Source organism: Bacteroides caecigallinarum, assembly GCF_016901995.1.
Classification (GTDB): domain Bacteria; phylum Bacteroidota; class Bacteroidia; order Bacteroidales; family Bacteroidaceae; genus Phocaeicola; species Phocaeicola cellulolyticus.
In genome coordinates this window covers 1-231 of the sequence record NZ_JACJLE010000220.1, presented here as the reverse complement: position 1 = coordinate 231, position 231 = coordinate 1, and the positions used below count along the sequence as shown (strand labels likewise).

General features: G+C 38.5%; 1 protein-coding gene. It reads right to left on the bottom strand.

All coding sequences use genetic code 11. The features are described from left to right. Positions 1-231: PD-(D/E)XK nuclease family transposase (locus H6A61_RS15710; protein WP_204394823.1), on the bottom strand; the 231-nt coding region annotated here is incomplete at both ends.

Genomic DNA, 231 nt, shown 5'->3' with positions numbered 1-231 from the left:
TATGAATTCCGCGGAATTCTGTTTTACCGTGATAAACAATGTCCTTTCCGTGTCCGAGAGTGAAATAGACGATATTTATACTGTATATTTTTCTAACCTTGTCGTATCCCTCACCTCTGTTGATGTATTCAGTCACCAGTTTTGATGTACCGAAAAGCATTCTTTGGAAGTAGGCATATTCGTTGTTGTTCTGCACTTCAATCAGGATTAGGTTTCCTTTTGAGTTTTCCG